Origin of the sequence: uncultured Parabacteroides sp. (assembly GCF_947855115.1) — a bacterium.
Taxonomy (GTDB): Bacteria; Bacteroidota; Bacteroidia; order Bacteroidales; family Tannerellaceae; genus Parabacteroides.
In genome coordinates, this window is sequence record NZ_CANTZW010000003.1 from 108,387 (window position 1) to 131,821 (window position 23,435).

At 47.8% G+C, this 23,435-nt stretch carries 17 protein-coding genes and 1 tRNA gene; 11 read left to right on the forward strand and 7 right to left on the reverse strand.

Features of this window, described 5'->3' with window-relative positions; genetic code table 11:
* Positions 1–4 precede the first annotated feature (4 nt).
* Positions 5–1,720 (forward strand): alginate export family protein, encoded by a 1,716-nt coding sequence (locus Q0110_RS03745; RefSeq protein ID WP_297902757.1) that lies wholly within the window; start codon positions 5–7, stop codon positions 1,718–1,720.
* A 91-nt stretch (positions 1,721–1,811) separates the two neighbouring features.
* Here Q0110_RS03745 and Q0110_RS03750 read toward each other — a convergent pair whose 3' ends face one another.
* Positions 1,812–2,963, reverse strand: a complete 1,152-nt coding sequence (locus tag Q0110_RS03750; protein WP_297902760.1) for an aldose epimerase family protein — start codon at positions 2,961–2,963, stop codon at positions 1,812–1,814.
* Positions 2,964–3,267: 304 nt separating this feature from the next.
* On the opposite strand from Q0110_RS03750, the gene Q0110_RS03755 reads away from it, so the two are divergent.
* The 6 genes from Q0110_RS03755 (at position 3,268) to meaB (ending at position 13,207) form a co-directional block, all read left to right on the forward strand.
* The gene (locus Q0110_RS03755) at positions 3,268–4,062 is read left to right on the forward strand and encodes a thymidylate synthase (RefSeq protein ID WP_297902763.1); all 795 of its coding nucleotides are present in this window, start codon (positions 3,268–3,270) and stop codon (positions 4,060–4,062) included.
* Between the two features lie 62 nt (positions 4,063–4,124).
* Complete coding sequence (locus tag Q0110_RS03760) at positions 4,125–4,622, forward strand: dihydrofolate reductase (protein WP_297902765.1); 498 nt, start codon at positions 4,125–4,127, stop codon at positions 4,620–4,622.
* 87 nt (positions 4,623–4,709) lie between these two features.
* Positions 4,710–10,394, forward strand: coding sequence for an alpha-2-macroglobulin family protein (locus tag Q0110_RS03765; protein WP_297902768.1), 5,685 nt, complete (start codon positions 4,710–4,712; stop codon positions 10,392–10,394).
* A 192-nt stretch (positions 10,395–10,586) separates the two neighbouring features.
* Positions 10,587–10,964 carry a DUF1573 domain-containing protein gene (locus Q0110_RS03770; RefSeq protein ID WP_130882583.1) on the forward strand — a complete coding sequence of 126 codons (378 nt, stop codon included), beginning with the start codon at positions 10,587–10,589 and terminating at the stop codon, positions 10,962–10,964.
* Positions 10,965–10,990: 26 nt separating this feature from the next.
* Positions 10,991–12,100 carry a DUF1573 domain-containing protein gene (locus tag Q0110_RS03775; RefSeq protein ID WP_297902775.1) on the forward strand — a complete coding sequence of 370 codons (1,110 nt, stop codon included), beginning with the start codon at positions 10,991–10,993 and terminating at the stop codon, positions 12,098–12,100.
* Between the two features lie 9 nt (positions 12,101–12,109).
* Complete coding sequence (gene meaB / locus Q0110_RS03780) at positions 12,110–13,207, forward strand: methylmalonyl Co-A mutase-associated GTPase MeaB (protein ID WP_297902778.1); 1,098 nt, start codon at positions 12,110–12,112, stop codon at positions 13,205–13,207.
* A gap of 67 nt (positions 13,208–13,274) precedes the next feature.
* Here the strand turns inward: meaB and Q0110_RS03785 are convergent, their stop codons facing one another.
* The 6 genes from Q0110_RS03785 to porQ form a co-directional block, all read right to left on the reverse strand.
* Positions 13,275–14,744 carry a hypothetical protein gene (locus tag Q0110_RS03785; protein WP_297902781.1) on the reverse strand — a complete coding sequence of 490 codons (1,470 nt, stop codon included), beginning with the start codon at positions 14,742–14,744 and terminating at the stop codon, positions 13,275–13,277.
* 3 nt (positions 14,745–14,747) lie between these two features.
* Positions 14,748–16,499, reverse strand: coding sequence for a DUF6057 family protein (locus Q0110_RS03790; protein WP_297902783.1), 1,752 nt, complete (start codon positions 16,497–16,499; stop codon positions 14,748–14,750).
* Positions 16,500–16,581: 82 nt separating this feature from the next.
* The gene (gene pfkA, locus Q0110_RS03795) at positions 16,582–17,562 is read right to left on the reverse strand and encodes a 6-phosphofructokinase (RefSeq protein ID WP_297902786.1); all 981 of its coding nucleotides are present in this window, start codon (positions 17,560–17,562) and stop codon (positions 16,582–16,584) included.
* 96 nt (positions 17,563–17,658) lie between these two features.
* Positions 17,659–18,531 carry a 4-hydroxy-3-methylbut-2-enyl diphosphate reductase gene (locus Q0110_RS03800; protein ID WP_297902789.1) on the reverse strand — a complete coding sequence of 291 codons (873 nt, stop codon included), beginning with the start codon at positions 18,529–18,531 and terminating at the stop codon, positions 17,659–17,661.
* Between the two features lie 142 nt (positions 18,532–18,673).
* The gene (gene cmk, locus Q0110_RS03805) at positions 18,674–19,363 is read right to left on the reverse strand and encodes a (d)CMP kinase (protein ID WP_297902792.1); all 690 of its coding nucleotides are present in this window, start codon (positions 19,361–19,363) and stop codon (positions 18,674–18,676) included.
* A 30-nt stretch (positions 19,364–19,393) separates the two neighbouring features.
* Positions 19,394–20,392, reverse strand: a complete 999-nt coding sequence (gene porQ / locus Q0110_RS03810) for a type IX secretion system protein PorQ (RefSeq protein ID WP_297902795.1) — start codon at positions 20,390–20,392, stop codon at positions 19,394–19,396.
* A gap of 208 nt (positions 20,393–20,600) precedes the next feature.
* On the opposite strand from porQ, the gene Q0110_RS03815 reads away from it, so the two are divergent.
* The 4 genes from Q0110_RS03815 to Q0110_RS03830 all read left to right on the forward strand — a co-directional run bounded on the left by Q0110_RS03815 (position 20,601) and on the right by Q0110_RS03830 (position 23,371).
* Positions 20,601–21,293 (forward strand): energy transducer TonB, encoded by a 693-nt coding sequence (locus tag Q0110_RS03815; RefSeq protein ID WP_297902798.1) that lies wholly within the window; start codon positions 20,601–20,603, stop codon positions 21,291–21,293.
* A gap of 79 nt (positions 21,294–21,372) precedes the next feature.
* Complete coding sequence (locus Q0110_RS03820; protein WP_297902801.1) at positions 21,373–22,347, forward strand: polyprenyl synthetase family protein; 975 nt, start codon at positions 21,373–21,375, stop codon at positions 22,345–22,347.
* Between the two features lie 3 nt (positions 22,348–22,350).
* Positions 22,351–23,136, forward strand: a complete 786-nt coding sequence (locus Q0110_RS03825; RefSeq protein ID WP_297902804.1) for a TatD family hydrolase — start codon at positions 22,351–22,353, stop codon at positions 23,134–23,136.
* Between the two features lie 147 nt (positions 23,137–23,283).
* A tRNA-Ser gene (locus Q0110_RS03830) sits at positions 23,284–23,371 on the forward strand.
* The last annotated feature ends 64 nt before the right edge of the window (positions 23,372–23,435 follow it).

Consider the following 23,435-nt stretch of genomic DNA (forward strand, 5'->3'; position numbering starts at 1 on the left):
AAATATGAGAAAGTCTCTTTTCATCCTGTTGGCCTCGCTCCTTTGGCACATCGAAACGATGGCCCAAAGTAATAATGCCCTGTCTATTTATGAGGGAGAGCGCATACAATCCGTAGAGTTCGTATATGATAACCTGCCCCCGGATTCCGCAGAAGCTACGCTGTCGAGGCAACAGGTAGAACAGACTTTCCTTGTATATCCGTATACTCACTTCAATGAGTTTCAGGTAACTTACTATTTGTCTCAAGTCCGGAACCTCCCCTTTGTAGAAAACGCCACATTCAATGTCGTTCCACAAGGAGACGGAGGTTTCTCTCTGCGAGTAACAGTCCGGATAGCAGAAAAAGACATCGTGACATCCCGGCATGCTAATTTATTCAAGACTCCCCAAGCTTTTCCAGTCATCTATTCCGGTAAGCATTCCTTATTGACCTTCAAGATAGCGGCCTCCGAGATGGCCTACAGCAATAACAACGCTTGGTTCGCCCAACCGGAGCCTCTACTCGTGGGGAATCCACTTGCCAATAATCCGTCTGGAAAAGGGTACCTCGCTTGGATCGAGGGGTTTACTATGGGAGGCATCTACGGCATCACGAGAATTGTCCCAAGACTAAACCTCCATTTATACGGAGGAGCCAGTTATATCCTATCTTTCAGCGCAGGAAGGGAGCTGTTTACCGATCAGTCCAGATTTCATGGGGAGATAGAGGATGCTTTCGCCGGAATTATCGGAGGAAAGCGGTTAAGTGACAATCATGAGTATTCCTACAGCGTGCTTTACGGAAGGAAACAATTTGTCTTAGGGAACGGTTGGCTTATCATTAACACATCGATGAACGGGCAAGAGCGGGCGGCCTTACAAATCAATCCTCGCTGGGCGGCCAAAAGGCTTTTTCTCGCCACTTTCCGTTGGGATCGTCTGACTTTCCAAGCTTTCCAGCTCCGTCCGAACGAATTACCGATATTCTATAGCGGCACGATCTTGAATGGCGCTAATCTTGAGATCAATAACAACGACCGCATACAGATCGGTGCCAGCTTGCTTCACTCTCCACGCTCTGAGGTTAAGTATTACCAACCCGACGGAGAGGTTCTTAGCCGGAAAGGTTTGTGGGTTTATAACCTGCGTCTTTATGGGAATCAAGCCCCCGGTCAGCCAGGATTATTCTATAAAGCCGAAGGTGGATATCAAACCAACAGCCATTATAAGATGAGAGCCTACGCATGGTATACGCAACTAGGCTGGAATTTCGCCAAGACCCGGGGTAAACCAGCGTTGAGTTATCGATTCGCCTATTTCTCGGGAGATAATCCAGAGACTAAAGCGTATGAGCGTTGGGATGCCCTATACACGGGAGGTACGGGCGAGCAATGGGTACAAGGTTCCAATATGTATAAGATCGTGCAAAACTCCAATGAGATGTCGCACCTGTTACAATTGGTATACTCTCCGGCTCCGAAGTTACAAACAGTCACCCAGCTATGGTCGTTCATGGCTCCGCAGACAAACAATCTAGGAGGCAACCCGGGATTATCGGTCATGAAATCGAGATACTACGGTACGGAGTTGAATCTCACGCTGAAGTATTTTCATTCACGCCAGTGGTATTTTCATTTAAATAATGCGATTACATTCCCCGGCTCAGCCATTAAAGAGACAATCTCCGGAGATCTTAAAAGCTGGTTTTGCCTAATGGCGTTCGTGAGGTATTCCTTATAATAAGAAAGGCACATATACATTGATTTATAAAATGTATATGTGCCATGCTATTACTTAAATGTCTCTGAATCCCTGAGATTCCCTTCCCTATTTACTCTACCGAGAACTTATAAATACACTCGCTCGCATATTTCTCGCCCGGACGTAGAACGACACTCGGGAAAGATGGTTGATTCGGGCTATCCGGGTAATGTTGAGTCTCCAGACATAGAGCGCCGCGGTGCGGGTAAACAACACCCAACTTACCTTTATCACCCGCTTTTGCCATGGAGTTGCCGGCATAGAATTGAATACCCGGCTCGTTGGTGTAAACCTCCATCACGATACCGCTTGTCGGAGATACGACTTTAGCCGCTACTTTATTGATATCGCCCGCGGTGTTCAATACCCAATTATGATCGTAACCGCCACCATAAACCAATTGTGTGAACGGATCATCGATATGAGCGCCTACGACTACCGGCTGGCGCAAATCCATCGGGCCTCCCTCGACTGGCTCAAGTACGCTAGTCGGGATCAAGGTAGAATCGACCGGGACATATGTATCCGCATCGATCATGATCGTATGATCCATGATTTGCGAACCGGGAACACCGGAAAGGTTGAAATAACTATGGTTAGTCAGGTTCACGACAGTAGGCTTATCCGTTGTCGCCTCATATTTAATATCGACAGCGTTATCATCCGTCAATTTATAGATCACCTTGATATTCAAATTACCGGGGAAACCAGCCTCACCGTCTTTCGACAGATAAGTCAGTTCCAAGGTCTGGTCATCAATCTGCTTAGCGTCCCAAACTACCGCATGATATCCTTTCGGGCCACCATGCAAGCAATGTCCGTTATTATTCTGCGGAAGTTGATACTCCGTTCCGTCCAACGTAAACTTACCATTCGCAATACGATTGCCGTAACGACCGATCAAACCGCCATAATTGTTGTCTGGAAAAGCTACGTACTGGGCGATATTATCATATCCGAGCACCACGTCCGTCATCTTGCCGTTCTTATCGGGAACCATCACGGATACCAAGCGTCCACCCCAATTCGTCACGCAAGCCTCAGCCCCTTTCTTATTCTTCAGCACATACAAAGCGGTCGGTTTGCCATCCACCTCAGACACGAAGTCCGACTTCATCAAACCCGATAGCGTGGCCTCTTCCGTAGCAGCCCCCTTCTCACTCTTACCTCCGCATGACAACAACATACACATTGCCATGACTGCAAAACAAAGTTTTTTCATCTTTTTCCTTTAAAATTAATAATTGCTATTCTTCAGGCAAAGATACGCATTCTATCCACATGCGATCCAATATCCTTGCTCATTTTCTAGGGAATCCTTACTGATTTCCTCCCAATTGATTACGGCATTCGTATGGAGACATTGATCTTCTACTATCTGTCACATGATTGTCCAACATATAAAACCGCTTATGATACCCGGAGAAGCCGGTAGAAGATTCCTGCGATTTCATATTTTGACGCTATAGTTCTAGTAAAATACAATCCTCTTTCGTACATTTGCACACTATAGTAAAAAGTGAGTAATGAAACAATATCTAGATTTGCTCGACAGAGTACTTACCGAGGGGATAAGAAAAGAGGACCGGACAGGTACGGGAACGATCAGTATATTCGGCCATCAGATGCGATTCAATCTGGAAGAGGGTTTTCCGCTGTTAACAACCAAGAAATTGCATCTGAAATCTATCATCTACGAATTATTATGGTTCCTGAATGGAGATACCAACGTAAAATATCTACAAGATCACGGTGTACGTATCTGGAACGAATGGGCCGATGCGGACGGAGATCTTGGACATATATATGGCTACCAATGGCGCTCATGGCCGGATTATAAAGGTGGATCCATCGACCAGATCACCGAAGCTGTAGAAACGATCAAGCGCAACCCGGATTCACGACGGATCATCGTCAGCGCATGGAACGTGGCAGATTTAGGCAACATGAACCTACCCCCTTGCCACACCTTCTTCCAGTTTTACGTGGCGAACGGGCGCCTAAGCCTTCAATTGTACCAACGTAGCGCGGATATCTTCCTTGGTGTCCCGTTCAACATCGCCTCTTATGCCTTGTTGCTACAAATGATGGCGCAAGTTACCGGTCTTAAAGCCGGAGACTTCGTACATACGCTGGGAGATGCCCACATCTACAACAACCACTTGGAGCAAGTCAAGCTACAACTGACCCGCAAGCCACGTGCGTTGCCACGGATGGAGATCAATCCTGATGTAAAGAGCATCTTCGATTTCAAGTTCGAAGATTTCAATTTGACCGGATACGACCCACATCCCCACATCAAGGGTGAGGTAGCGGTTTAAATAGCCGGCAATTGATAGCTGGCAGTTAATTCATGTGTTATATATCTAAATTCAATAAGTTTATGAGTACAATTTCTATCATCGCAGCAATCGCAGATAAAAACGCGATCGGAAAGAACCAGCAATTATTATGTCACATGCCTTCAGACATGAAGCGTTTCAAGGAACTAACCACGGGACATGCGGTTATCATGGGACGTAAGACATTCGAGTCTCTCCCTGTAGCGCCACTGCCTAATCGGAAGAACGTCGTATTAACGACTATGCCCGAAGCCGGTTTCGTGAATTGTTTCGCTTGCGAGTCTATGGGCGCCGCCCTGGATTTATGCGAGAAAGAGGACGAGATATTCATTATCGGAGGAGCGTTGGTATACAGACAGGCTTTGAGAATAGCCGATAAAATGTATATCACCCGCATCCATCAAGAGTTTCCCGACGCGACCTCGTTTTTCCCGGTCGTAAACTGGGACCTCTGGGAAGAGACTGAGCGTGAGGAACATCCCGCCGACGAGAAGAACCCTTATCCCTACACCTACATCACTTATGTACGTAAAAAGTAAACATTAACGTACGTTTTACAACTTTTTGCTCTTTCTTTGTATCTATATAGGAAAGGTTTATTGTTAAACTTATAAAACCCAAAAGATATGAAGATAAGAGCAATTATTTTATCTGCCCTGATACTTTGCGGCATCTCGGCGGTTATCATGTATAGCCGGGCCGCCCAGCCTCGACAAGAAAGTCCCGTTATCACACAAACAATAAACGAGAAGGACACCCCGATGGCAATCAAGAATCTTATCCTCAAGATGAAAGAACAAATGGAGGTAAACAATGACCAGTTCCCAGAACTGATTGAGGAAACGGAAGATTACGCAAATAGCTGCCCCGACTCGGCTTCCACGGCGGTGTTGCATTCCATGCTGGCAGAGATGTACCAGACCTACTACCAACGAAACCGATGGGCTATCAACCAAAGGACCCAGCTAAGCGGTTATACCCCCGACGATATCCGGGAATGGACTTCCAACTTGTTCGCCGATAAGATCAAGCAAGAAGTAGACTTATCGTTGCGGCCTGCGGCCTTATTGCAAAGTACGCCGGTAAGCCGGTTCAAAGAGATACTGGAAACCGGGAAGGACTCGCAGAAACTGCGTCCTACCCTTTACGAGTTCCTGGCTTTCCGGGCGCTAGAAATCCAACCGTCCGCACAGATATATAAAGACTTGATCGCCTTCCAGAACAAGGAGACGGATATGAAGCCGGCTCTCCTTACGGAATTGGATTACCTGCGGTTTCTTTACGGAGATAAAAGAGACAAAGAGGCGTACAACGCTTATATGAACGCATTAGACGAGCTTTACAGGAACCTGGCTCCTCAAGATTATGCGGCCGAGATCTTAATCGCTAAACTAGACTTAGTCAGCGGCAGCATGTCCCGCTACGTCTCGACCCAATGGGATTCCATCAAGGCAGAAGAAGTAAAACTATGCGAGGAGGGTATCAAACGGTATTCCGGTTATCCCCGCACCGCGATCTTAAAGAATCGCTTGGCGCAATTGGAACAACCTACCTTATCTGTCTCCACGGATAACACGGTTTACCCGGAAAAACAATTGGGAATCAAACTAGAATACAAGAACGTGCAGAAAGTCACCGTACAAATCTACCGAAGCCCGAAGACCCCATTACAGGCGGCTCATTCTTCCACCAGGAAATCGGATAACGATACATTGGGGCAACTCGCGAAAAAGGCGACTTTCTCGCTGCGATTACCCAACTCCTACTCGCAGCAGGATACGACCTTGTATATTCCGATGGATCAACCGGGGCTGTATGAATGCGTCGTAACCGTACCGGGACAAAAGCTCAAGACAGTCAACACGGTAAGCGTAACCCGCTTGGCAGCTCTCTATCGTAATCTTCCCGGTGATAAACGGGAAATCATGGTTACCGATTATCTTAGCGGAAAGCCGGTAGATGGCGCAACCGTCACCTATTATGGCGGGCAGCGCCGTAACTTGCAAGAGCTAGGAACAGCCAAGACTGACCGGGAAGGATTGGCGACACTTCCGGTGAACAACCAGATAATAGCGTTCCAAGCCAGCAAACTGGGAGATACCAGCGCGATGCTGACCCATATCTATCCGATGGGTTCCGGACACAGGCCGGAGAAGAATCCGGTGGAAGTATCTGTCTTTACGGATCGCGGGCTTTACCGTCCGGGACAAACCATTTTCTTTAAAGGCCTCGCCTATGTAAAAGACACGGACGACCCACACGCCGCGGCCGGACAAGAATTCACGGTAACTCTATACGATGCCAACGGGAAGGAACTGGCCAATAAGAAATATACGACCAACGATTTCGGTTCTTTCAACGGAGAGTTCAGCATCCCTAAACAGACATTGAGCGGCGTATTCCGGCTAAGTACCGGCCAGACGAGCGTATACATCAATGTAGAGGAATATAAACGCCCGACATTCCAAGCGCATTTCCTTCCGGTTAAGGAAGAGATAGCCTTTGGAGATTCCGTTACGATACAAGGCAAGGCGGCTACATTCTCCGGTGTGTCTTTACCTGCCGGAGACGTCAGTTGGCGTATCACCCGTAGGCCCTTCATGTTGTGGAGATACTTCAGTCCGGCCTCTTCGGTACAAGTGGCAGAAGGAAGTACGACACTTTCCGGCGACGGGACATTCAGCATATCTTTCCGGCCTCAAAAAGAGGATGACAATGGCATATATCCTTCCGCATTCCAAACCTACGAGGTATCGGCTACCATAACCGACAGTAAAGGTGAGACCCAAGAGGCAGAGTATACTTTCTCGGTCGGAGAATCCAGTATCGTCTTGTTAGCCAACCTACCGAGGCAAATCGAGAAAGACTCGGTAAAAGCCGTAGTCGAAGCCCGGACGATCAACGGGGAGACGGTTTCCGTTGCCGGTACTTTCAAGATCGTAGAATTGATCGCCACTCAACCCGGCACGAATAATACGAAGAGCTATCGGGAAGGCAAGCAAGTTGCCGCCGGCGACTTTACCAGCGGCAAGGAGATCAGCCCGGTCATTTTCAGCCAACTGCCCTCCGGACGCTACCGTATCTCGATAGAAGCCAAGGACAGCCAAGGACGACCAAGCAAGAACCAGTCCGATTTCATCCTATACGGTAAGAACGACAAGCGTCCTCCCGTATTTACCCATACATGGGTGCTGAAAGAGAAGACGACTTGCTTACCCGGAGAAGATGCGGAGATCGTATTCGGCACTTCCGATAAGGACGCATATATACTCTATGAATGGTTCGCCGGAAATAACCGCATCCATCACGAGTTGATCAAGCTAAGCGATGCGAATCGCAGATTCGAGATCCCGTTCAAGCAAGAATACGGAGACGGTATCATCGTGTCTTTCACGTTCGTAAAAGAAGGTGCGCTATATATCACCCAAGTGCCCGTAGAGCTTCGCTTACCCGACCGGCAGTTGACCATCAAGCCGGTCACCTTCCGGGATCGCTTGCTTCCGGGAAGCAAAGAGAGTTGGAAATTCCGTATCACCGACGCAGATTCCACGATCGTGTCTGCCGAGGTACTGGCCGGCATGTACGATGCTTCGCTAGATAAGATCATACCTTTCAGTTGGTATTTCTCGCCGCGGCGATCCATCAGCTTGCAAGCTCCTCGCTTCTCGGCCGGAACCGGATTCCAGCGTAGTTACCAATACGATCAGACAGAGGCTAAATATATAAAAATCCCTCAATACAAATACGACCAACTGAATTGGTTCGGCCTGTTCAACGAGGTTTACATACGGGGATACGGTGCCAGCAACCGTGCTCTCGCCACAGGAGGCATCATGATGAAATCGGCAATGGTCCCACAAGCGAGCCTGTCGGTGGGGGTAACCGCAGACAATATGACAGCGGAAGACGTTTTGGAGGAAAAGACAGTAGAGTCTGCCGAGACCTCACCCAACTTCTCCGATCCCGTCGTCCAAGAGAGCGGCCAACCGTTGAACCCGGAGCAACTCCGGCAGAACTTCGCGGAGACCGCCTTCTTCTACCCCACTTTGCAAACCAACGAGGAAGGTGACGTATTCGTGAATTTCACCATGCCGGAAAGTAATACGACATGGAAACTACAGATGCTGGCCAACACCAAGGACCTGAAGTACGGCCTACTTACGAAAGAGGTCGTCACCAGCAAGCCGCTGATGGTTTTACCGAATCTGCCCCGCTTCGTCCGTCAAGGGGATGAGGTCAGCGTCAGCACGCAAGTAATCAATAACTCCAAGGAAACGATATCCGGTCGCGTAAGTATCGAGCTATTCGATCCCGCGACCGACCAACCGGTTATTTGCCTGAGCAAATCACAACGCCCGTTCGAGTTACGGCCGGATAGCATCGCCACCGTAAGCTGGCAGATCCCTGTACCCAAACAGATCAGCCTGCTGGGGGTACGTATCCTGGCCGACTCGGAAAAGGGTAGTGACGGGGAACAGCAGATAGTGCCTGTCCTCTCCGATCAATTGCTTATCACGGAAAGTACCCCGTTCTTCTTGCTCAAGGAAGGAGAGAAACAAATCCGTATCTCCGGGAATCAAGAAGGAAAATCTCCGTTCCGTCTTACGTTAGAGATCACAGGGAACCCGATTTGGTATGCGGTACAGGCATTACCTACGATCACACAACCGGACAATGACAATATCTTGTCTTGGTTCGCCGCTTACTACAGCAATACGTTGGCCTCCTATATCGCCCAAGCCCATCCCCGTATACAGAAAGTGATCGCCCAATGGACCGCCCAAGGAGGAGACGCCTCTACCCTATACTCAAACTTGGAAAAGAACCAAGAGCTCAAGAATATCCTATTGGAAGAGACACCTTGGGTATTGGCCGCCGATAACGAGACGGAGCAAAAGCAGCGTTTGTCTTTATTATTCGATATCAACCGGGCAGACGGGTTACGAGAAGCGGCCCTGCGACAACTTATCCAGCAACAGAACGAAGAGGGTGGATGGAGCTGGTTTAAAGGTTTCCCCGCAAGCCGCTCGATCACGCTTTCGATCCTGCAAGGTATGTCGCAACTCGTGCGGTTAAGCGCGACGCAATACGGACAAGCGGAGAAAGAGATGCAAATGAAAGCGCTCAAGTTCTTGGATAAGAGCATCCAGGAAGATTATGAGAACTTGCGGAAATACGATAAGAAGTGGCAAAACGCAACACCCTCGCCAGAACAAGTGAGGTTCCTGTTCGTCCGCAGCTTCTACCGGGATATCCCGGAACTGGGAGATGCCCGGGAAGCGATCCGCTTCTATACGAGCCAAGCGGAGAAGCACTGGAAACAATATTCCTTACTCAACAAGGGTGAAATCGCCTTGCTGATGCACCGAAACGGAAAGAAAGAAGTGGCTACCGCCATCTTGACCTGGCTAAAGAAGACCGCTACGATCTCTGAGGAGAAAGGCATGTATTGGGCAAACAACCGCAGGGGTAACGATTATTTCACCTCTCCGATAGACACGCACTGCCTATTAATGTCCGTCTTCAACGAGATAGCGCCAGACACCCAGAACACCAACCTGATGAAACAATGGCTGCTAAACCAGAAACGTACACAGAACTGGGAATCCGTACCCGCCACGGTAAACGCGATTTATGCCTTGCTGCTCACAGGTAGCGACTGGCTGGACACGCAAAATACCTGTATCGTAAAATGGGACGGTAAAACCTATAGTACCGCAGACGGAGACATAGCAACCGGTTACCTCAAGACGATACTCCCGAACGAGAAGACGAACCGTTCAGCCAATAACGTGCTCTCGATCCGCAAAGAAGGAGACACTCCGGCATGGGGAGCCGTCTACGAACAATATTTCCAGGATATCGACAAGGTGAAAGGAGAAAAAGGCGTGTTGAACGTCGAGAAGAAGTTATTCGTTGAGATCAATAACGGCACTAACCGCCAAATCCGTCCCGTGACACCGGAACAGCCACTCCATATCGGAGACAAGGTAATCGTACGACTGACGATCCGCACCGACCGCGAAATGAATTATATATTCCTGAAAGACTTACGTGCGGGTTGCTTCGAACCGGCTAACCAGCTTTCCGGCACGGAATCAAGAGACGGTATCTGGTATTACAGATCCCCGAAAGACGTATCCGAGAATTTCTTCATCAACCGCCTGCCGGAAGGTACGTTCGTCTTGGAATATCCGGTCTACGTATCCCGCGGCGGCGAATACGCCGGAGGTATCAGTACGATTCAATGTATGTACGCACCTGAATTCGTGTCGCACACCGCAGGAGAAAGCTTACAGATCGTACCCTAAACGAGCCATTCTTTACAATGCCCGTCCTAAGCCCCTTACAATGCCCAGTATAAGGAAGTTAGAACGGGCATCGTAAGGAGGTAAGAATAGGCATCGTAGAAGCGTTATCTTCCTCTAATTTTCAATCCTCGATTCACTATTTTCAATTGAATTAATTATCTTTGTGATTCGAATTAAAACTAAACGATAAAGATGAAACAAATAGTTTTTATTTTCATGGCGATCCTGTTAGCGACAGGAATGGCTTCGGCTCAAAAGAAAGCGGTTATTTCCGCGGAGACAACTAGCTTTGATTTCGGTACCATCAAAGAAGCCGACGGAAAAGTATCCCATACGTTTGAAGTATCCAATACGGGTGATATGCCCTTGGTAATTACACGTGTAATCGCATCTTGCGGATGCACGACTCCGGAATGGCCGAAAGAACCGATCGCACCGGGAAAGAAGGCACAGATCAAGGTCACTTTCGATCCGGCAGGACGTCCGGGCCCTTTCACGAAAACCATCTCCGTATACAGTAACGGAAAGACCGGAAGCTTCATCATGAACATCCGGGGAGAGGTTGAATAAGAAACACGCGAAAAACGAACATCGGAATGCTGAATATAAAAAGGTTAATCCTCGCTCTTATAGCTCTTATATCTATAACAACGGCTTGGGCACAGCAAGGCGCCCAAATCGTGTCGGACGAGCTGACTTATAATTTCGGGACCATAGCCGAGGCAGATGGATTTGCCAGTCATACCTTCACGATAAAGAATACCGGAGACGCTCCCTTGGTTATCACCCGTGTCACCGCCTCTTGCGGCTGTACACGCCCGGAATGGACCAAGGCCCCGATCGCTCCCGGCAAGACCGGCGAGGTCAAGATAACGTATAATCCGAAAGGACGCCCCGGCCCGTTTTACAAAACCATATCGATATTCAGCAACGGAAAGAAAGGAAGCTACAGCCTGGCCATAAAAGGAAACGTCACCCCGAAACCCTCGCAGCCGGTCTTTACGTATCCATACTCCATAGGAGACTTGAAATTGCATACGAAGACCGTCTTATTCAGCAGTATCCGTCCGGAGGAGACGCTCGGCGAGAAGATCAGTATCAAGAATGAGGGAGAGACTCCGATTACGGTTCATCTGGGTAAAGTACCCCACTATCTCAACGTACAGGTCAACCCGGCTACCCTTCAGCCGGACGAGGTGGGCGCCGTCACGATACTTATGGATGCCAAGGCCGTAAAACGGAAAGGACGAGCTTCCGCACTTTTGCCGGTCACGGTACAGAACGCCGGAGAAAAGGAGGAATCCGGTAAGATACAGATATCTGCCAACGTAATCGATAACTTCAGCAAATTATCCGCGGCGGGTAAGGCACAAGCCCCGGTAGCGGAATTATCCGGTACTTTGTTGGAGTTCGGTAAGTTGCCGGACAAGAAAAGTATCGTACCTTTGATCGGGGGCAAAGTATCGGGTACGTTCGAGATTACCAACGCGGGAAAGACTCCGCTCTTGATCTATAGTGTCACCTGCGACGATGAGCGCATAGACTTATCCGGAGGAAAGAAAGAACTTAAACCGGGAGCGACCGCTACTTTCAAAGTAACCTTGCGACCGAAAGAGATAAAGACAAAACTTGAAACACTTATTAATGTCGTATGCAACGATCCGAACGGGCCTATCCGCTTGATCAAGGTGACGGCATACAAATAACAGATTGATATGGAACATCCAGAAAACGATGATCAGTACAAGGGACTGAAAGTGAACAAGGGCATTTCGGATGTCCCGACCGTAAACCCTTATATAAAAAAACGTGTCCAACGTAAGGTATATACCCCTTCCGAGTTCGTGGATGGTATCTTAAAAGGGAACATCACGATACTCAGTCAAGCGGTTACCTTGGTGGAAAGCTCAAAGCATGAGCATCAGCAAATAGCGCAGGAGATTATCGAGAAATGCTTGCCTTTTGCCGGGAAATCGGTCCGCATCGGTATTACGGGTGTCCCCGGAGCGGGAAAGAGTACCTCTATCGACTCTTTCGGCATGCACCTGATCAACCAAGGGCGTAAACTTGCCGTACTCGCGATCGACCCGAGTAGCGAGCGCTCGAAAGGTAGTATCTTAGGAGACAAGACCCGTATGGAGACTTTGTCGAGAGAGAAGAACGCTTTTATCCGGCCTTCGCCATCCGCAGGTTCCTTGGGGGGAGTAGCCCGTAAGACCCGCGAGACAATCGTATTATGCGAGGCCGCCGGTTTCGATACGGTATTCGTAGAGACCGTGGGTGTAGGGCAAAGCGAGACTGCCGTACATTCTATGGTAGACTTCTTCCTTTTGATCCAACTAGCCGGCACAGGCGATGAATTGCAGGGCATCAAACGCGGTATCATGGAAATGGCAGATGGTATTATTATCAACAAAGCGGATGGCGATAATATCGATAAGGCGAATCTTGCCGCCGCTCAGTTCCGGAACGCCTTGCACCTCTTCCCACCCTCGGAATCGGGCTGGTTCCCAAAAGTATTGACTTATTCCGGTTATTACAACCTTGGTATCAAGGAAATATGGGATATGGTCGGAGAGTACATGGAGTTTACCAAGAAGAACGGTTATTTCAACTATAAACGTAACGAGCAAGCCAAATACTGGATGTACGAAAGCATCAATGATACGCTGAGAGATAAGTTCTACCATAACCCGGCGGTAGAAGGTATGCTGGAACAAACCGAGAAGCAAGTCTTGAACAACGAGATCAGCTCTTTCGTGGCAGCCAAACGAATGATAGATCTGTTCCTGGATAATATCGCCGCAAAATAGAAATACATAAGACTTATATTGATCTTTTTACCGGGTGCAACCGACTTGATCGGTTGCGCCCGGTTGTTTATTTGAACCTCACGTCGATTCCTTTATCCTCCTTCGCTTTCACGGCCAACGCACGCCCTTGCCTTTTTACCTCTCCCGTGATGAACTCGGGAATATTATAGGATTTCATAAAGCGAAAATAAAAATCCGTATCCTTCTGGGGCAACAGAAATGGTTTGCGAGCCTGCCCTTCCTCATCGATATAAGCGATAAACGGCCTTGTGTACAGACCGTCCATCCGGCGGCTGCTAAACACGATCCAACGACTATTACTGCTCCATGAATGATAACTTTCCACATCATCGCTATTCGCGGCCTCCAACGGATAGCTTTGCCGAGTAGACAAGTCTATCATGTGCAAATCGGCATCCTTATGCCAAATAGAGAAATTCCCATAACCGGACAAGGTGTATAGCAGGAACTTTCCGTCCGGGGAAACCCGGGGAAAAGAAACGCTTCTACGGATATCCGACGCTTTATATAAGGTATCGACTACCGTCCCGAAACGACGTGTAGAAGGATCAAACGGGATAGAGCATAGATCGTATCTCACCCGATCGTATTCCTCGGGCATCGGACGGGCTTCCGCCGAGCAGAAATAGAGCGTGTTCCCATCCGGGGAAAACGTGGGGAAAGTCTCGAACGCTCCTTTCGAAAACAATAGCGGAGAGGTCACGATCTCATGCCTTTCCGTATCATAGACAACCACATCCGAGGCAGAGTCGAATACCTCTACCCGGTTCCTATCGTTCATGTGAAAAGCTTGCTTGGTCGTATTTACGGAGAAAGCGACGTATTTTCCGGAAGGATGCCAAGAAGGATAGACTAACGGGGAAAGGGTTTGGCCGGTCTTCGTATTCAGCTTTTCTACCTTATCGCCATCAATCAACAACGTACAAGAATAGGTCTTGCGCATATGGAAGAGCATTTTTTCCGGATCTTGCATGCAGAAAGAATGGCAGTTCACGCAATTATTGCCGCTCATCTTATTTTCTATGATCGCCTTCTCCGTATAATCCTCCAAGTTACGTTGATAGATGCCCATACGATTCCACAACTCATAGCCCGGCTCGATCAAGCGATAAGCCAGCCAACCATCGACAGGCTCCCTCGCTACATGGATAGCGAACGGGGCATACGCAACCCACTCATCATTCACCAAAGCCTGTACGGTTACATTTATACTCTTCCCGGAAGCGGTAGCCAGCAATTTTTTCCAGCCGGAAACCGGGATCGCGAAGCTCGCGCCTCTCCCGGCCTCTATTTTCAATTTTTCCGAACCGCATTCGAAAATGGCACGGGCCTCGGCACAAGCGTTTTTCAATTTAAAATTCAAGGGAGCGATATTCGGGGGAATCGTCACGCCTGCATAATCCGGATAGATCTCCGGCTCCACTTCCAGAACCTTCCGTATCCCGACCGGACCGGAACAAGCTACCAAGCCCAGAAGCATCCACAGGAATATACATCTCATATACATTTTCCTCATCTCCTATTTAAACATATAATAATACCAATAGGTATCGCCATAAGAACGATACATCAAACCGGGCAACGCGCTACTGTTATTCCGTCCCGCAAGCACCTGCCTCTTATAATCGGCGAACCTGCCCGCGATAGACTCCGAGACCCCGAAACGCTTCCAGTAATCCGGATCTTTTTCCGACAGGATAATGACGGCCTCTTGAAAAGCGAGCGGCAAAGAAGGGAGCAAATCGGTCCCGTAATAGGTTTCTACCAACTTCTTAAAATGCGTCACGTCTTTCGCCAGCAGATAGAACACGCCTACATAATGGAGAGCGGCCTTGTTGGAGGGATTTTGCTCTGCCAGACGAATCAAGTCTGTGTCGAACCCATCAACCTGGCTCAGATGATTCTCTGAGAGCAGGTTCTTACGCATATTTCCCAACACGGGATCTGCCTCGACCGCCTCGTCGTTATACAAGAATTTCCGTTGCGCCTTGGCCCAATCCTTATAATAAAAGGTGTTCTCCAAGACCGCTATATATTTCTCCGCTACCGGATAAGCCCCATAAATCAAGTTTGTTTGTACCAGACGTTGCATCATGCGAGGATTCCCGCCACATAAGGCCCCGATATTACTCTCGAAAGCCATCTCTTGAGCTGCCGCTACATTTCCCATCGTAAAGTAGACATCGCTCAACAAAGCGGATAGGGTAGTTGACTTATTCCACGCTACCATTAACCCGCGAGGCCCGTGTTGCGCATACTTGAACGCCTCATCTGCCAGAATCCCTTTCCGTGCCAACGCCATATTCTGGTAGCATAAATAGAGTGGATTGGTCACCGGTTCCTTGCACGACTCCAAGATCCGGTCCCATTGCTCTGTACGGGTAAAATAATCCATCATCTTCAAACGGTATGCCCCCTGTTCGCCATACAAGCCAAATCCTTTCCAGAATACAAGCCCCAAGATAACAAGTTGCGAGACATCCAGCGCTAAACGCTTTTTGCCAACCCATGGTTCCCGGTTCTTACACAGGCAAGTTATAGCCAAAGCCGCAAAGAAAGCGATCCATGAGAAATAAATCACCTTATCCGGAATCAACCGGAAATAATAATAGCTATCCGGCAAAAAGGCAAAGCGATATTCACCGATCACCGAATAACGCACGCATAATCCACCCAAGATCAGCACCATCGTCGGCAAGACCACCGAATAATACCAACGGGAAGTCCGGCTCATGGCCTCATACCCAACCATGGATAAAGCAAATAACAAAGAGACCGGCCCGGCCAACCCAAAGAGAAGCAAGGAGGAGAGCACACTCGTTATCAAACGGGGGATGAATTTCCTTATCCCCAAAACGAGATATAGAACAAGCAGCATCATGCCGAACGCAACCGTCCCCTGAAGCCTGTAATTAAAATCCCATTGTACAAACAATAAGGACAGAATGGGAAGCCAAGCCCACAAAATCCCATGCCCCCGCAGATCGATCCGTCTCAAGATAGCTTGGAGCAAGATCCCCAGGCTTGTCAATAACGCCGCCGTGATCATAGCCCCCGCATTCGGGATAATGAAGAATTGTACCAACCAGCCAGATAGAACCATCGCTAAACCTCCCGGTCGCGCCAACTCATCGACAATAAAAAAACGAGTCAACAGGAACAACTGGTTCTGCTCGACACAATAAAAATGATACTCGCTGAATACCCTCAGGAAGATAAACAGAAAGACAAATACAATTACACCCAAGGCCCCGCCTCTATACTTCTTCATGATATCAGGTTGTTCGAATAAAAAACCCGGATGTAATTATCGCATACATCCGGGTCTCTATCGATATAAATTCTTGTCTTATTTAGATGGAAGAAACACGGAGCGTGTTCAACAAATCCCGGTTAATAGGCTTATCGTTCTTAATCGCCTTAGAGAAGGGCACATAAACGATCTGGTCGTTCTGGATACCCATCATCACGTTACGCTGATCGTCTAGCAAGGCATCGATAGCGGCTACGCCCATACGAGTGGCCAAGATACGGTCTTGAGCCGTAGGAGAACCACCCCGTTGCAAGTGCCCCAAGATAGAGACACGCACGTCGAACTGCGGATACTCTTTTTTCACACGCTCGGCTACACCCATAGCGCCTCCCGTGACCTCGCTTTCGGCAACCAATACGATACTACTGTTCTTAGACTTACGGAACCCGTTCTCGATCATCTCGGCCAACTGGTCTTTCTCCAAGGAGATCTCCGGGATAATAGCGGCCTCGGCACCAGACGCAATCGCTCCGTTCAACGCCAAGAAACCGGCATCACGCCCCATAACCTCCACAAAGAACAAACGATCGTGGGAGGTAGCCGTATCACGTATCTTATCCACGCATTCCATAATCGTATTCAAGGCCGTATCATAACCGATCGTCGTATCCGTACCATATAAGTCGTTATCGATCGTACCCGGCAATCCAACGATCGGGAAATTAAACTCTTGCGCGAAAATACGCGCTCCCGTCAACGTACCGTCGCCGCCAATGGCGATCAAGGCATCGATTCCATGTTCTTGCAACTTGTCATAGGCCAGCTTCCGTCCCTCGGGAGTCTTGAACTCCACGCAACGGGCAGTTTTGAGGATCGTTCCGCCGCGTTGAATTATATTACTGACATTTTGTGTCTTGAACTCTTCAATCTCATCTAGGATCAACCCTTTGTAACCACGGTAAATACCTTTCACTCTCATTCCGTTGTAAATAGCGGAACGTGTTACCGCACGAATAGCGGCATTCATTCCCGGGGCATCACCTCCGGACGTTAAAATACCAACACACTTTACTGTAGACATAGCGTCATTGATTTTAATGTTCTCCGGCAAAAGTAGTAAATATTTAATTATATTCTGTCTTTCTCCCGGAAAGTTCACGTATTCTTAATCAAAATATCATTCTGAAGCATTCAATTCCTTGATCCGGACCGCTACTTCCTCCATCAGCCACTTAGGAGTGGAGGTAGCACCGCAAACCCCGACCCGGCGTACCCCCTCGGGTAAAGGCTCGGTTATCTCCGATACCTCGGAAATAAAAAGCGTATTCGGGTTCGCTTTCCGGCACTCCTCGAACAACATCTTTCCATTGGAGCTTTTACGGCCGGCCACAAAATAGACCCAATCGTGACTGGAGGCAAAGGCTTTTATATTCGGCAAGCGATTCGCCACCTGGCGGCAAATCGTATCATAATAATTGAACTCCACACCTTCCGCCATCCGCTTCTTGATCTCTTCCACCACCGCCTTGAACCCATCCAAGGATTTCGTGGTCTGGGAAAACAAACTGATCGCACGGGTAAAATCCAAGCGGTCGAGATCCTCTATTTTTTCGATGACAATCGCCGTGCCTTCCGTCTGGCCCACCAAGCCATTCACCTCCGCATGCCCTTTCTTTCCATAGATAACCAACTGGGTGTTATTCGCACGGGTCTCTTGATAACATTTATGAATCTTGCGTTGCAAACGCAAGACAACCGGGCAGGTAGCGTCTATAATCGTGATATTGTTTTGCTTCGCTAAAGAATAGGTAGAAGGCGGCTCGCCATGCGCCCGGAGCAATACCTTTTGGTCTCTCAACCCAGAAAGCCCCTCATGGTCGATCGTATGTAACCCCATATGCTCCAACCGTTCCACCTCCAAGCTGTTGTGAACGATATCGCCTAGACAATACAGTGTATCCGTATTTCCCAGTTCCCGCTCCGCGCTTTCTATAGCGGTGACAACCCCAAAACAGAACCCGGAATCTTTATCTATCTCAACTTCTATCATACTCTCAATATTGCTATATGTACGAGCCACTTACAGTTTCTTAAAATATCTATCGCAGGAAACTGCAGTTTCTCTTCATAGAAACTAAAGTTTCCATAGCAAGAAACTCTAGTTTCTTTTGCAGGAAACCGCAAGCACTCATTTATGAACCGATCGCTTTATGATATTGTTTCAACAGCCAAGCCTTTTGCTCGTCTAAGGTCATATTGGAATTATCCAGCACCAAGGCATCGTCGGCTTGTCTTAAAGGCCCCTCCTCCCGGGTTGAGTCTATATAATCCCGTTTCTTCACATTCTCCAGCACTTCCTCGTAAGAAGCGGGAATCCCTTTTGCCTCCAGCTCATCGACCCGGCGCCTCGCACGTACCTCCGGCGAGGCCGTCACGAAAAGCTTCAACTCCGCATCCGGAAACACGACCGTACCGATATCACGGCCATCCATCACGATACCTTTCGCCTTCCCCATCTCTTGTTGCTTAGCGACCAAGGCACGACGCACAAAAACCAACGTAGCTACCAGGCTAACCTTATTCGCTACCTCCATGCCGCGGATCTCTTTCTCTACATTCACACCGTTCAAATACGTATCCGGACGCCCGGTCTCAGCGTTCAAACGAAAAGAGATGTCGATATGATCAATCGCGGCCTTCAATTCGCCTTCCTTGATCTTCTCACCCTCAAAGAATCCATGCTGGATGCAATACAAAGTCACGGCCCGATACATGGCCCCCGTATCGATATATGTATATCCGATCTCTTTGGCTAGATCTTTTGCCATGGTACTTTTGCCACTGGAAGAGTGACCGTCTATAGCGATAACTATCTTCTTCATATATATTAATGTATAGGTTTATTTTATTCCTTACTTGAAGTCGGCCAAGGTCGTAGATACACTGATCATCATCGACATGGCAGACGGATGATATTTCGCCAGCGAGAAACCGACATCAAACATCTTGATCCTCACGCCAGCGCCAGCCGAGAAACCGGAGAAACTTCCTCCACCTTTCAACTTCATATCCATATTCACCTTCGGATTAAATCCAGCGCCCACCCAGAAATTCTCGGACGGGATAAAATCCACACCGATGATAAAATGCTTCGCCAATGTCTTGAGGAAAGAATCCCCGTCATATTCCTTATTCGTATTATCGATATAATCGAACTTCCAACGGTTCAAGTATTGAGCCGTCAATGAAAAACGAATCGGGGCATGCGCCATTTTTTGCGTGATCCCCATCTGGATATCCCAAGGCATTTTCTGTCGCTCATCCTCGTAAGCCTTCAGTTGCGCCCCTATATTCTTCAAGGCGAAACCAAAAGAGAAACCTTTATCCGAATTATAATAACTCAATCCTGCGTCCACGCACAAACCGATAGAGGTATAATCCGCCAATCCCGAATACAAGAACTTCAACGACAACCCGCCGCGCCAACGCTCGTTCAGGTCGCGGGCATAGAAACCATTCACGCTGATATCCTTCGCCGAGAGGCTCGCCCCGGTCATGACATTATCCGGCAATACCTCCTTGATATCCCCATAAGCGATGAACGTAGCTCCTACACCCCAAGCCCCCTTCTCGCCATGCGCTTTCGTGAATAAAGCGCTTCCCACATTGATATCCGAGATGTAGTTCATATAATTCAAGTTGATCATCCCATCCATCTCCGCGCCCAGCAACCCCGGATTATGGAAAATCAAGGAAGGATCCCTTTCCACCAACGCCACGGAATGCCCTCCCAAAGCATTAGCCCGAGTAGAGGTAGGCAGACGTAAAAAAGTGAATGCCTCACCCCCGTTTTGCGCAGAGACAGACAGCGTAACAATAAGCGAAATCAATATAAATAGTTTATTTCTCATATTTTCGTGTAAAAAATCGTTCAAAGATACATTAATTCGGAAAAATGTTTTTACTTTACACCCGCAAATCTCTGAAATACGGATTTCATATTAACAGAAACGGAAAAAATACCGAAAAGGTATATTATCGCTCTCATTTTTGTTTTGAGATATGAAATAATTCGTATTTTTGCGGAAGTGAAAAACACTTATAAATTATTATAAACGTATGGAAATTAAAAAATCACCGAAAGCGGACCTAGAAAAAGGTAAGACCCTAAGTATCCTTATGGGATTCGTAGTGGGCTTAGCGGTCTTGTTCGTGGGCTTCGAATGGAGTACGCGCGACGTTATGATCGTTCAGGCTAGCGAGGGTGTGGCAGACATCATCGCTGAGGAAGAAGTGGAAATCACGAGACCGGAGAATACGCCTCCTCCACCACCTCCACCACCAGCACCTGTTGTAACCGAAGTATTGAACGTCGTTGAAGATGACGTAGAGTTGGAACAGCAAGATATCTTATCTTCCGAGGATGACCAGACATCCGCTCAGGAGGCTGTTTATACACCACCCGCAGTAGTAGAGGAAGAAGAGGAATCTTCTCAGCAGATCTTTACGGTTGTAGAGGAAATGCCGAAGTTCCCTGGTGGAGATGCGGAATTGTTGAAATTTATCGCTAAATCCATCAAGTATCCGGTAATCGCACAGGAAAACGGAATCCAAGGTCGTGTAATCTGCGCCTTCGTGGTGAACAAAGACGGATCCGTTGTGGATGCCGAGGTATTACGCGGTGTAGATCCGTCTCTGGACAAAGAAGCTCTCCGTGTGATCGGAACCATGCCTAAGTGGAGCCCGGGTAAGCAGAGAGGTAAACCAGTACGCGTTAAGTATACTGTGCCTATCACGTTCAGATTACAATAGTATAATACTAAACATATTAAAAGGCTGCTTTATTCTTGCAGCCTTTTTTTATTTCATAATTCCATTAATCGTCACAGTCATGTTAACATTCGAAAACATATTAAAAAGAATAGAAAGCGAGATTTCCCAACTACAATTCGCGAACCCTCCCAAAAGTCTATACGAACCCATAGAATACATCTTATCCCTGGGAGGAAAAAGAATACGCCCCGCATTAACGTTGATGGCGTGCAATATATATAATAACAGTATAGAAAACGCAATCAAGCCGGCTTTAGGGCTGGAAGTTTTCCATAATTTCACGTTGTTGCACGACGATTTGATGGATGAAGCCGATAAGAGAAGGAACAAGCCCACCGTACATAAAGTATGGAACGCCAACACCGCGATCCTTTCCGGCGACGCCATGCTAATAGCGGCTTACCAGTTAATAGGATCGACAGCTCCCGGCCACCTCAAGCAAGTGTTGGACTTATTTACGCAAACCGCGCTGGAAATATGTGGAGGCCAACAATTCGACATGGAATTCGAGTCTCGCATGGACGTGAGCGAGGAAGAATATATCGAGATGATCCGGCTAAAAACAGCCGTGTTGCTGGCCTGTGCCCTGAAGATCGGCGCTATCCTCGGGGGGGCCTCACAAGAAGACGCGGACAACCTATACGCGTTTGGCATTAACATCGGCCTAGCGTTTCAATTGCAAGACGACTTATTAGACGTATATGGCGACACCGCCACTTTCGGGAAAAACATAGGCGGCGATATCCTTTGTAATAAGAAAACATTCCTATTAATAAACGCTATCAGGCTAGCGAACAAGGAACAAAAGGAGACTCTCCGCGACTGGATGGATAAAAAAGAGTTCGATCCGGCTCAAAAGATACAGGCCTTTACCTCTATCTACAATGATTTAGGACTAAGGCAACTAACAGAAAATAAAATCCAGGCCTATTACGACGCATCCGTAGAGAACTTGAATGCTTTACAAATTGCCCCGGAGAAACTAACGATCCTAAAAGAGGTTTGTGACCGATTAATGTACAGACAATCTTGATCCATGAAGTTAATAGATACACATTGCCATTTATATCTGGAGGATTTCGACCCGGAACAAGACGAACTCGTGCGGAAAGCGAAAGACTCCGGTATCGACACCCTGCTCCTGCCAAACGTAGACCTGACAACAGTTGACAGGATGCACGATTTATGCGATCGGTACCCAGAGTTCGCTTTCCCCATGATGGGATTACATCCTACCAGCGTAGACAACAATTATGCCAATGCCCTAAAACAAACCGAATCCTATCTATCGAAGCGTACCTATTGCGGAATCGGAGAGATCGGGATCGATCTATATTGGGATAAGACATACTTGAAAGAACAACAAATCGTATTCGAGGAACAACTACGCTGGAGTATCGACTTGGATCTGCCCGTGGCGATCCATACCCGCGACGCATATCCGGAGGTACTGGAAAGCCTACATAAAGTCGGAACGGAGAAACTTAAGGGCGTATTTCATAGTTTTACCGGCATACCCGAAGAGCTAGAAGAAATTAAGAAACTACCCACTTTTAAGATCGGGATAAACGGGGTTGTCACCTTTAAAAATTCAAAACTATCCGAGGTTATCCGGCAAACAAAGATTGAAAAGATTCTCTTGGAAACAGATGCTCCCTATCTCTCGCCAGTACCCTACAGAGGTAGAAGGAATGAGCCTACTTACATATGGAAGACGGCCGAGAAAGTAGCGGAAACCTTCGGTCTCACACTGGAAGAAACCGTAAATGCTACTCGAAAAAACACATTAGAATTGTTTAAAAGCGTAAATAAACCCATATAGAAACTTTTTTTCGAAAGAAGTCAAAATTTATTTCATGGATATTGTGTATATGTCAAGCAAAAACTATAGATTTGTGCACTGAAAAGATTGCATATGGGATTTTTTTCGTATTTTGCGGTCGTTTTAGGAGGAGCTAGGCGAATAATTGGAGAGATGCTCGAGTGGTTGAAGAGGCACGCCTGGAAAGCGTGTAAACCCCTAAAGGGTTTCGCGGGTTCGAATCCCGCTCTCTCCGCTGTGGGGATACCATGAATAAATAATTAACTAAAATAAAAACAAATAAGAGAATTATTAATCTT